We start from the raw sequence: 10,034 nt of genomic DNA, 5'->3' as shown, positions 1-10,034 counted from the left end.
TGCTCGTCAGTAAAACGCTTCTTCACGTCCAATCTCCTTCGGGGTAGGGAATTGGACTCCAAACTGAGGCGCTACTCAAAATCGGGGGGACGTCGGACCGACCCAATACGTCGAACTCTGTCCAGACTCCGGTGTTGGCGGTCTCGTTGCCACTCGGATAGGAAGCAAAGACAGCCCGTCCTTCGTGGTCGTAGACGAAGCGCTTGACCCGAAGCGTTCCCGCAACGTTTGCCGCATCGTATTCCCGCGTCAGTAGCGGCTGCCACAGCGCATCGAAGTAGGTAACTTTTTGTGCGTTTCCAGTGGTCACGGTCTGGCGCCAATGGCCGGCACCGATGCCGTATTCGTCGCCCCCCACTCGCTCGAACGCCTGTGCAGTCGAATTCCAAGCGGTGCTGTCGCCCGATGGGTAGTTCGTGGCGTTCAACCGCCCCATCGCGTCGTAGCCATACGTCGTGGCGAAGCCATTCTCATCGTTGGTCTGACGGATCCACCCGTTGTCGTCCACAGAGGCGGACTTGGCCGTGCCATCTGGATTTGCAACGGTCTGAGGGATACCGCGCTTCCAACCAGACAAGGTCGTTGCGTTTTCTAAGCCATCCTTGACTTGGGCCATGGTCCCATCGGGATTGTAGGTGTAGCCTGCGACCAGCTTCCCGTTGCGCCACTCCGTTCGGGGCAATGCATTGCTGCCGTAATCGACCTGAGAGGTGACGATGCCCGTGTTGATGTTGCGAGCAATGGCGGTTTGCCCGAGGACCCAAGCACCCCGTTCGTCGTAATACGTGGTCTCGTCGGTGCGGCTGTGCCAGGGACTGAAGCGTTCAATCCGCAACGGACGGGCGAACTCATCGAAACACGGCTGGCCACTGCAATCGGTCACACGCCAAACGAACTGATCGCCATTGTCTATGATCGTCACTTGACGGGCTGGCCGATGCTCTGCTGCCACAGTGTTATCACCCCAATCGCCCGCTGGATACATAGTGCGGGCTGCATAAGGGGAGGTGGACGCCGCTGCGTAGTCCGTCAGTTTGCTTCGCGTTGCACCCGAGCCGTTCCATCCAAAGTCTTGCTGAAGCAGCAACCCCTCGTTAGCCCGATAGCGATTACCAAACCGGTAGCGGGTGGTTTGGCCCGCAGGATCCTTGACCGTGATGTCTCGGGTGATGGGCGAACCGGCATTGCACTCGACGTATCTGGAAGGGTCGAGTGGTTTCGGGTTGGGACTTGGCTGCCAGCAATTGTTTGGTGTTCCATAGTTGTAAGACCATGTCAGGCCTTGGGACGGCAATCCCGGGCCGGAGATACGCCGACTGGTCACTGCCATGACATAGAACTGGTAAGGGATGTCTGAGTAGGCTTCCTGGATGTGGCAGACTCGAGGCACCCAGGACCGTCCCATTAGCATGGAATTGAGCGTGTAGTCGCTGCGAGCCCCGGTGGGGGCAGTGATGCTTCCCACAACATTGTTGCGAGACCAAGGACGAATGTTGTCGCAGTCTGGCGGCTGGCTATAAGTCACGCGTGCACGAGACAGGGCGAGTAAATCGAACGTCCAGCCGCTGCCGTCAGGCAGCGTCACTGTATCCAGGGTGTCGCTGTAGCCGTAAGACCAGGTTCGCCCGCCTGTGGTCACGGAGGTGATGGTCTTGCCATCCCCTCCAGCATACGACAGGTCAATGCGACGCCCGTCGCTGGCAACAATGCTTAGAAGCTGCCACGGAGCATCGGGATTCCAGTTATAGGTCACCGTGTTGCCAAAGCGATCCGTCACCCGAGTCGGATAGATCAGGACCTCTTCCCTCACCAAGTTGTAGTTGAGGCCAACCATGGGGACAATTCCACCGACGGCGGCAGTTTGCATCGCACTTCCCGCGGAAATCGACTGAGGAGCTGGTGACGACTTGTGCAGTGCTGGGTAGCTGCGTGACACCAAGTGATTGAACGAATACATCGAGCCTTGGGTGTCCACTAACTCAAACCCTTCACCGCGAGCACCGGCTTCACTTGCACCATCCAGTGAGGCTAAGCATCGGATTGCAGACCCATCTTTTAGGACAATGGGATACGTCCTTCCATCTGCTGGCCTCAGGGCTCCAGCAGACGCCTGAAGAAGCTCTTGGTCGCCAGCACCTGGGCGGTATGCAAAGCTTCCCCGCCAATACTCTGGGGCATCGAAGAAACCGCCCTGGACCTCGATGACTGGAGGCCGACCGTAGAGGCTGCAACGGTTGTTGACGAGATCACGCGCGGCTTCAACAGTCCACCCGCTACCAGAAAAGACCCCGTGCATGTAAGGAATGTCCAAGTCCCAAAGCTTGAAGTGCCCTTTTGTAGGACTTCCGACTGAGAAGCGACGACCGATGCGCACCTGGAGGGCGTTGTTGCCCTTCAGATCTACGTCGGTTTGGATGATCTCCATCGATCCCGTATAGAGATTGATGTTTTCCCCGAAGAGCTGGTCGCCGGGGCTCTTCACCACTGCGCCCGATTGGATCAACTTGCCATAGTCGTCGTAGACATCCTCGGCGGCGCCTAATGCAGGGGACAATCCTGCCAAAGCAGCCAGTGCAAATCCAAACGCGCGCATCTGGCGCGGCTTTGTGCCCGATTCCATAGCATCTTCCAAGTTGATGACTGACCGAGATCTACGTTGACCTCATCGCTCCCACGAACTCGCTCTCATGCAAAGGCAAGGCATGACAGTGCATGCCAGCCAAGCCAACGGCAGGTGTTCGTTTCCAAAGAATCCGGAGGGTGCGCGAAGCGCGACCGCGAGGTCATTCCCCAATACCCCCTTCGCTTCGACAGACTCGCGCGGCTGCACCCATGCTGTCAACAGCCCCTAACGCATGCGGTACCGCTGGGGATCGGCAGGCGCAAGTCCCAGAACACGCAAGTGTCCGAGTTATGGGGACTTGAATCACAAGGATTCCGCCCATGGCGCATTTCCCTACGTAATAATCAGAAAAATCCGACAAATGGTAGCGGCAAACGACCAGAGGGGATCCGGCAAAAAACACGCTGGTCGGATCACGGCGAGTGCTGGGTGTGGATGCCTGCAGGGACGGATTCCCGGCGTGTCCCGCAGGCGGTGCGGGCAGCGCGCCCTCGGCCGACTCAGCGTTTTTGCCTGCATCCAAACGACGACGCTATGACTCAATCGCTCTGTTGTCTTGAGCTGATTGCACAAGGTGGACATGTCAGCTGCAGAACGATCGCGCTGCGCCTTCGTCGCTACCGATGCAGCTTTCAAAAAGTGGGGTCAGCCACCCTCAGCCAGCGCGTTTTTGCGCGAGCCGCTCGAACAACGCGGGCAAATCGCGCATGTCGTCGAACACCGCCAGCACACCAAGTCGACGCAAGGTGTCAGCATGTCCCTGCGGAATATGGCTGGCACCGGTAAAGCCCAGCACCTGCATCCCTGCCGCCACTGCGGCCGTCGCACCGGTGGGGCTGTCTTCGATCACCAGGCAACGCTCCGGCGCCACACCTGCCGTGCGCGCGGCCAGCAGATAAACGTCCGGTGCCGGCTTGGGCCGCTCCACCATGTCAGCGCTGAAAATGCGTCCGGCCGCACGCGCGGTGAGTCCGACCCGCTCCACCGACGCGATCACGTTATGCCGGCGGCTGTTGGAGGCCACCGCCAGCGGCAAGGGAATCTGTTCCAGCGCTGCGCGTACGCCCGCAATCGGCTGCACCTCGGCGGCGATCAAGGCCTCGCTGCGCGCCTGGATCTGCGCCAGCAAGGTTTCTGGCAACTGCAGCGCAAAGTGTTCTTCCACCCGCCGCAATACCTCGCGCGTGGTCTGCCCGAACGTGGTTTCCAGCAGATGTTCCAACGGCTCGGCCGGCACGACGGCCGCCAGCGCCTCGCGCATCACCCGGTCGGCCAGGATTTCGCTGTCGACAAGCACGCCATCGCAATCGCTGATCAGTAATTCGTAGACCATTGCACCCATCTGCTCGCAAAGCGCCATTATGCCGGCCAGGTTGTGACCGTTGGCTGTGGCGCAGCATGCGCGGGTGACACGCGCCATCACATCTGTGCGATGCGCCAGGCAGCCAGCCAGCCAGCGAACAGGCGCGACAAGTCCCTCCTCGCAGCGTGGCATGTCACACGATCTTACCGCGCTTCATTTTTGCAGCTGCTAGCATCGGCCCCGCTGCGCAAGGACTCACCCGCAGCGTCACCAGGAATGCGATCAGGATCAGGAGATCTCGATGCAGATGCGATTGCCTCCCCTGCTCGTTCTAGCGACCGCGTTTTTCGCGGTCTCATGCACCGCCTCGCCCGGTGCCAAGGAGCACACCATGTCAGCTACGCTGCAGGATCACACCGTCGCCTTCCGCGACCCCAGCCTTGGCGACATCGTCCATGCCATCGCGCATGGCGAGGTCGCACGCATCAGCGCACTTGCCCCCACGGTCGATCTCGCCGCGCACGGCGATCAGAACGTGACACTGCTCGAATGGGCCATCTGGAACCAGCAGCCGCGTGCGCTGGCAGCATTACTCGATGCTGGCGCAGATCCGGCATTGCCGGGCATGGACCAGGAGACCGTCGTGCATTTGGCGGCGATGGCGCAAGACCCGGACTATCTGAAGATTCTGCTTGAGCACAAGGCGCCGATCGACGTGGTCAGCGCGCGCGCGGGCTGGACCCCGTTGTTTCGCGCGGTACAGAGCAAACGCGATGCGCAGATCGGCTTGCTGATCGAGGCAGGCGCCGACATCCAGCGCGTCGACAACACCGGCAACAGCGTGTTGCATCTGGCCGCGCAAAGCGGCGCAGCCAGTCCGGTGGTGCTGCAATTGCTCAAGGCCGGTGTGGACCCCACGCTGCGTAACGCACAGCAGAAGACCTTTCAGGCGTATTTTTTCACCACGCCGGATCGCCTGCTCAATGCCGGCGGCCAGCAGGTCAGGTCGGACGTACGCGCATGGTTGGCCGCCCATCATATTCCCGTGGAAAGCAGCCGCTAAGCGGGCTTTTCGCACGACGAACGCAAGGAGCCGCGCATGAGCTCGTCAGATTTCACTCCGTCGTCCACGTCATTCGCAGAGTCGATGCGTGGCCAGCAACCGCACCCGCAAGACCGCCAGTTTCCGGCCGTTCTGCAAGATCTCTACGCCACCGCCTCGCAGCGACGCGAAGGCGGCGCCGAAACCTTTGCGGCCCTGCCCAACGGCTGGACGCGCATGGACGACAACGCGCTGCAACAGGCAGGCATCGACCCCGGGCTGCTGCACGATGCCAAGAGCGGCTTCGATGCCGCGTTCTATCGCAACGATCAGGGTCAGGTGGTGCTCGGCTTCTGCGGCACCGACGAAAGCAAAGACTGGAAGCACAACATCGGCCAGGGCCTGGGCTTGGACGATGCGCAATATGCCTCGGCGATCCAGCTCGGCAGCCAGGCCAGGCAGGCGTTCGGCGACCAGGTGGTGATCACGGGGCACTCGCTGGGCGGCGGTCTTGCGGCGGCATCGGCGATGGTCAACGACATTCCCGCCGTGACCTACAACGCGGCAGGCGTCAACGATCGCACGCTGGAGCGCCAGGGCCTGGATGCAGCGGCAGCCAAGGACTACGCCAGCAGCGAATTGATTCGCGGCTACCACGTCAAGAACGAGATCCTCACGCATCTGCAGGAGGACAGCATCCCGTTGAAGTGGGCAATGCCCGATGCGGCCGGCCACCAGATCCAGTTGCCGGAGCCGGACCCGCTGTCGTTCGGGCAGCGCCTGGTGCCGGGCATGATGCTCAAGCATCGGCTGGACCTGCACGGCGTGGAGTCGGTGATCAAGGCGCAGGAGATGCAAGCCCAAGGTCAAGCGCAAGGTGCGGGCTTGCAGACTGGCAGCCAGCTTTTCAACGACGCGGTGGTGCACCTGGATGGCCAGCGCCAACGTCTGGGCCTGCGCGACGACACTGCATTTCTCAATACCGCCGCCAGCGTTGCTGCACGCGCAGGCAGCGATGGCCTGCAGCGGATCGACCACCTGCTGCCCAGCCGCGAAGGCGACAGCCTGTTTGCCGTGCAAGGGCGCATGGACGACCCCACCCATCTGCGCAGCCATGTGCAGACCGCAGCTGCGGCCAACGAACCTGCGCAGGGCAATGTCGGCCAATTGCAGCAACACAATCAGCAGCAATCCCAGCACGGCGCGCAGGCCCAGGAAGAGCAGCGCCGGACGATGCAGCAGTGAATCGCGACCGGGCACCGGTTCTCCGACCAGTGCCCGGTGTGCAACGGCTGACCTAGCGACTGGCACGCAATCCCAGGTGCGGAACAACAGCCTGGAACGACAGCGCCGGAACCGCAATGAGCGCGTGATGTGCCCCTGCTCCAGTCCAGCCGCACCCAGCCAGCACAACCACACAAGCGAACGGGTAGCCGCTGTCAGCCGGCTCCCGCCATCGCGCGCAAGGTGATGCCGACCAGATACGCCAGATAGGTGCCGGTGGCGTAGCCCATCGTACCGAGCAGGACGCCGACCGGCGCCAAGGCCGGGTGGAACGCGGCCGCCACCACTGGCGCCGAGGCCGGGCCGCCGATATTGGATTGCGAGCCGATCGCGAAATAGAAGAACGGTACCCGCAGCAATCGGCCCAACCCCCACAGCAAGGCGATATGCACCGCAATCCAGATCAGGCCGAGCAGGAACAGCCACGGCCGGTCCAGCAGCGCGAGCAGATCCATCTGCATGCCGATGCAGGCGATCAGGAAGTACAGCAGCAGCGAGCCGATCTTGGAGGCACCGGCGCCTTCCAGCGTACGCGCGCGGGTGAAGCTCAGCAGCAAGCCCACGCTGGTCGCCAGCACCACCACCCAGACGAACGGCGTGTCCAGGCTGAACTGGCTGGACCAGCGCAGGTTGGCCTTGCACCAGGCGGCCAGTGGATTGGCGAGCGCATGCGCCAGCCCGACGCCGCCAAACGCGACCGCCACAATCACCATCAGGTCGGCCAGGCTGGGAATACGCGCGTGCTCTGCCTGGAAACGCGCCATGCGCTCTTGCAGGGCATCCAGCGCGCGGGTGTCGGCACCGCTGCGTGCATCGATCTTGCGCGCACGCCCGGCGAGGAAGATCAGCGCAGCCATCCACACATAACCGACGCCCACATCCACCACCGCAAATTGCCCGAACGTGGTGGCGTCCACATCGAACACCTCACGCATCGCCAGCATGTTCGCTCCACCGCCGATCCAGCTGCCCGCCAGCGCGGCCATGCCGGCCCAGGTGTCGCCCGCGACGGTTGCCGGATGCAGCCAGCCCATCACCCAGAACGCGATCACCGCACCCAGCATGATGCTCAGCGAGGCGCCCAGATACATCGCGACCAGCTTGGGTCCCAGCCCCAGGATCGCGCGCAGATCGATGCTCAAGGTGAGCAGGATCAACGCGGCCGGCAGCAGCACGTCGCGTGCAATCGGGTTGTAGAGCCGGGTATTGGCGCCGTCGATCAGGCCGACCGTGTTGTAGATCCCGGGCAGCAGATAACACAGCAACAAGGCGGGCACGACCGCATAGAAGCGCTGCCACGGCCCCCGCGTGCGCGAGGAGGTCCAGAACACCGCACCCAAGGTGGCGGCGATCAGGCCGAAGACGACAATATCGTTTTGGATCAGAGCAGAACCGGCGGCATTCACGACGAGCGGACATCCAGACAGGCGGCCGCCAACGTGCGGATCGGACCGACAGCGGCCGATGGCATGAATCTAGCCGACCTGGCCGCGCGCGCAAACCCCGCCAGCGCCGCAGCACGCGGCCTGCTCAGGACGTTTGTGATTGCCTGCGAAGGCAACGCGACACGCACTGCCTACAATGGCGTTGCGACGCGCTTGCTGCAGATGCACGCCACGGACATCGCTTTCAGCCGTAGCGCCGCACCAAGCGGTCGCCCTCGGCAGTGTTCAGCACCACGCCACTGGGCTGGCCGGTGGTCAGGCAATGCAGCCTTGCCATCGACTCGGCATTTTCCAACGCGCCCTGCTCGCGCAGGTAACGCAACGGCGACCACTGCGGCCGCGTCACCCACCAGCTGCCCTTGTCCGGGTGAATACGAACGACATAACGGGACTCATCCATCAGGCCTCCGGCCAGTACGTGTCGCGATCGGACACGCGGCGGAGCCCCGCAGCAAAGCGCGGCCTGCTCCGTCCGAGAGTCCCGTTGGGGATGCCGGCGTGCCCTTACTCAAGGGGCCGCGGGAGAGTAGCCAAGGGCTCCGCGTCCGGCATAGCCAGGATGCACATTTACTTATGGCAAAACCGTCGGGCAGATACTGGCATTGCGGTAGGAAAATTCCTACGTGACACCACTGGTGGGGAGCGCTAGATTCGGCTGGAGCGACCAGCACGGTGTCGCTGGCAGCCGTCGGATGAGCGCGGACGGGTGCAGTGAATGGGGAAGCGCTCCATCGCGCCTCGGGGGAGGATCCATAATGTATCTGCTCAGAAAGTTTCAGTTTCAGGTCAAGGCCGCGCTGGTGCTCGGCTATGTTCTGGTGATCAGGCAAGCGCTGGTGCTGTGGGCCTGAGCGTGTCGGGGAGATAAGGCGTGTGCGGTCGGCGGTTGCCGCATGCAGCCGTCCGTCCAGCGCCGTGCACGACACGACTTCAGCGCGCGCTGCGTGCGCGAAGCAACCCCGGGATCGGCGCGATGGCGACGTGCCGATCCCGGACAGCCGCCGCGCCCGTGGTCGTCCTGCGACAGGTTTGTCAGGTGCTCAGTCGGGATCGACCCAGCCGCGCTGTTGGGCGGCGGCCAGGTCGGCGGGCGTATCCACGTCCAGGGCCAGCGCAGGTGCGCTTACACAGCCCAGCGTCAGCACGTCGAGACCGGCGAACAGACCGCGCAGGCCGCTGTCGGCCTGCAGTGGCACCTCCGCCCAGGCGGCATGCGTCACCACCGCAGGAATACCGCGCACGCCGGCGTAACCGCTGGTGGCGCAGCCAGAGACAGCGTGGCCGGCCTCTTCCAGCAGGGCGCGCAGGTGTGGCGCGTCCAGCGCAGGCTGATCGCAGCCCAGGATCAGGCTGCGTCGTACTTGCGTATCGTGCTGTAGATGCTGCCGCAACGCCGCCAGGCTGGAGCCCATTCCGTCAGCCCACCTGGGGTGCCGTAGCACTTCCACATCCAGGCCATGCAACACCTCGACCAACCTGTCGGCATCGGCGCCCAACACCACCACGCAACGTCGCGGAGAGGTCTGCAACGCGATGCGTGCGGCACGCCGCAGCAGTGGCTCGCCATCGCGCAGCAGCAGTTGTTTCGAGCGACCCAACCGACTTCCCGCGCCTGCGGCCAATACCAATGCGGCGTGATCGGTGCTCACGCGCCAACGCCGCAGGAGGCGACAGAGCCCTGGCTTCGCGCGGCGGGCCGCAACGGTGTTGACCTATCCGGCCTTCGGCCGCGCACGTCGCACATGTGTGCAACCGACGTGCGCAAGACAACACCGGCTGGGTTGCGATATGCGTCGTGATGGCGATCAAGAGTCATGGCGACGCGGTCTGGACTAAAGACGCGCTCAGCGTAGAGACCCCGCTGTGGGCACGAAGTGACTAAGAGCGGCTAACAAAACGACTTCGCGTCAGCCTGCTGCAGGCCGGCTGGTCTGCGGCCTGGCTGCAGGGCCCTTGCCCGCCCAGCGTCGCGGGACACGCTGCAAGCACGTCCTTGTAAGCGCTTACGCGGCATCCATGCCGCGTAAGGTCCCGCGACGCTGGGCGGGCAAGGACCAGTCGAGATGGTCGGCATGCATGGGTTTAAACACAGCAACCAGCGGAGTCTCTGGTGCGGTGTCCTCGCCGCTTGCGGGACCGTGTGGCGGCATGGATGCCGCCACCGAGCCTCCAGGGATGGATTCACGGCGTGTCCCGCCAGCGGTGAGGGCACCGCGCATTCGACCCACTCAGTGTTTGATCTGGACTTCTGACGGCATCCACCAAGATACGACCGACAAAACCACTGCACTCACTGACAGGCGCTCGCTAGGTTTTGTTAGCTGCTCTAAATCGGCA

Annotated in this window: 6 protein-coding genes and 1 pseudogene; 2 read left to right on the top strand and 5 right to left on the bottom strand. The window is 63.1% G+C overall.

The genetic code is table 11. The features are described 5' to 3' along the window. Positions 1-97: 97 nt before the first annotated feature. Positions 98-2,632: pseudogene (locus GGR62_RS16605) on the bottom strand (RHS repeat domain-containing protein); the annotation flags it as partial. A gap of 646 nt (positions 2,633-3,278) precedes the next feature. After that, positions 3,279-3,983: an HAD family hydrolase gene (locus GGR62_RS16600; RefSeq protein WP_184408950.1), complete on the bottom strand. Its 705-nt coding sequence runs from the start codon at positions 3,981-3,983 to the stop codon at positions 3,279-3,281. A gap of 244 nt (positions 3,984-4,227) precedes the next feature. Between GGR62_RS16600 and GGR62_RS16595 the strand changes: the two genes are divergently transcribed. Further along, positions 4,228-4,989 carry an ankyrin repeat domain-containing protein gene (locus GGR62_RS16595; protein WP_184408949.1) on the top strand — a complete coding sequence of 254 codons (762 nt, stop codon included), beginning with the start codon at positions 4,228-4,230 and terminating at the stop codon, positions 4,987-4,989. A gap of 36 nt (positions 4,990-5,025) precedes the next feature. Then, on the top strand, positions 5,026-6,213 hold the full coding sequence (locus GGR62_RS16590; RefSeq protein WP_184408948.1) for an XVIPCD domain-containing protein: 1,188 nt from the start codon (positions 5,026-5,028) through the stop codon (positions 6,211-6,213). A gap of 194 nt (positions 6,214-6,407) precedes the next feature. Here the strand turns inward: GGR62_RS16590 and GGR62_RS16585 are convergent, their stop codons facing one another. From GGR62_RS16585 to GGR62_RS16575, 3 genes are all read right to left on the bottom strand, one after another. Continuing rightward, positions 6,408-7,658: a DUF819 family protein gene (locus tag GGR62_RS16585; protein ID WP_184408947.1), complete on the bottom strand. Its 1,251-nt coding sequence runs from the start codon at positions 7,656-7,658 to the stop codon at positions 6,408-6,410. 223 nt (positions 7,659-7,881) lie between these two features. Further along, a complete protein-coding gene (locus GGR62_RS16580; RefSeq protein ID WP_184408946.1) occupies positions 7,882-8,097 on the bottom strand; it encodes a hypothetical protein in 216 nt (71 codons plus the stop codon). A gap of 640 nt (positions 8,098-8,737) precedes the next feature. Beyond that, positions 8,738-9,346 (bottom strand): nucleotidyltransferase family protein, encoded by a 609-nt coding sequence (locus GGR62_RS16575; protein WP_184408945.1) that lies wholly within the window; start codon positions 9,344-9,346, stop codon positions 8,738-8,740. Between the last annotated feature and the right edge of the window lie 688 nt (positions 9,347-10,034).

It is taken from the genome of Xanthomonas sp. 3075, from assembly GCF_014197275.1.
GTDB classification, from domain to species: domain Bacteria; phylum Pseudomonadota; class Gammaproteobacteria; order Xanthomonadales; family Xanthomonadaceae; genus Xanthomonas; species Xanthomonas campestris_B.
Note: the sequence above shows the minus strand (reverse complement) of the source record. Positions and strands in the feature narration are given on the sequence as shown.